General features: G+C 60.2%; 2 protein-coding genes. Both read right to left on the bottom strand.

The genetic code is table 11. The features are described 5' to 3' along the window. The coding region (locus GEU01_RS23875) for a LysR family transcriptional regulator (RefSeq protein WP_019087679.1) at positions 1–836 on the bottom strand (836 nt) is incomplete at its 3' end. Between the two features lie 139 nt (positions 837–975). Further along, the coding region (locus GEU01_RS21820; RefSeq protein WP_019086499.1) for an ATP-binding protein at positions 976–1,366 on the bottom strand (391 nt) is incomplete at its 5' end.

Genomic DNA, 1,366 nt, shown 5'->3' with positions numbered 1-1,366 from the left:
ACAAGACCAGAAGTATTCAGCAAGGCGTCAGTCGCCGGGAGCTTACAATGTGCGGTATGGTCGGACAGGACAGGAGCGAGGTGTCCGGTCCTGAGATGCTCGTGAAGCACGAAGTCCGGCAGGCTGACGATACCCAGTCCCGCTTCGGCCATGCTGATCAGTGGTTCCAGCGCCGAGGCAACAACGGTTGCCGGGGGGGCAATGGCCCCAGCCGGGTGATCCTGCCGCAGTGGCCATGCTTCCAGTTTTCCGGTTGTGGGATATCTGTGGCGCAGACAGACATGATGCACCAGATCAGCCGGTTCGATGGGTGTGCCATGGCGCTCCAGATAGATAGGACTGGCAACCAGCCGGTGATGGAACGTGCCGACGACACGGGTCATCAGGCGTGAGTCCGCAGCATCGCCAGTCCGGAGAACCACATCGAAGCCTTCGCCGATGACATCCACGAGACGATCGGTGAAATCAAGATCGGGCTCGATCTCCGGATAGGCCTGGATAAAGGCGTTGACCGCCGGCATCAGCAGCATGCCGACCAGGGGGAGGCTCACGCGCAGACGTCCCGATGGTGTGGCGTGTGTATCGGCCAGTTCCTGTTCTGCAGCCTCGACCTCTCCCAGAATCCGACGGCAACGTGCCAGAAAGAGATGACCTTCCTGGGTCAGCGTGATCGTGCGCGTACTGCGATGAAACAGCCTCACGCCGAGACGCCCTTCAAGACGGGCAATGGCCTTGCCGACCGCAGAGGCAGATAGGCCCAGTTGCTGACCGGCGGCCGTGAAGCTGCGTGTTTCGGCCGCCTGAATGAAAATGGGAAGAGCGCCCAGACTGTCCATCGCATGATCTGTCAATCGGCACTCAAAAATAACCCCTGATCGGCATGCAATATTAACCCCCTGTTGAAGGGCCGGCCTGTCTCCTGAAGCCGTAGGCGTAAGGAGACAGGCCGGGGCAGGTATGGATCTGGAGAGAGGTTCAGTTACGGTTCCTGAACCGCCAGCTTTCGTTCCCTGTCTCGATGATGTCGCAGTGATGGGTCAGACGGTCGAGCAGTGCCGTGGTCATCTTGGCGTCGGCGAATACACTGGCCCATTCACCGAAGGACAGGTTCGTGGTGACAATGACCGAGGTCTGTTCATAAAGGCGGCTGATCATATGGAACAGCAACTGTCCGCCAGACTGGGCAAAGGGCAGGTATCCCAGTTCGTCGAGGATGACAAAGTCCAGTCGGCCGAGTTGTTCGGCCAGCCGACCCGCCCTTGCCGCCCGACTGTCAGCCTCAAGCCGGTTGACCAGGTCCACCACGTTGAAGAACCGGCCACGCCGACCTGTGCGGATGCAGCTCCGGCCAATGGCCGTGGCCAGG

This window comes from Komagataeibacter europaeus LMG 18890 (assembly GCF_000285295.1).
Taxonomy (GTDB): domain Bacteria; phylum Pseudomonadota; class Alphaproteobacteria; order Acetobacterales; family Acetobacteraceae; genus Komagataeibacter; species Komagataeibacter europaeus.
This window is presented reverse-complemented; position numbering and strand designations above follow the sequence as displayed.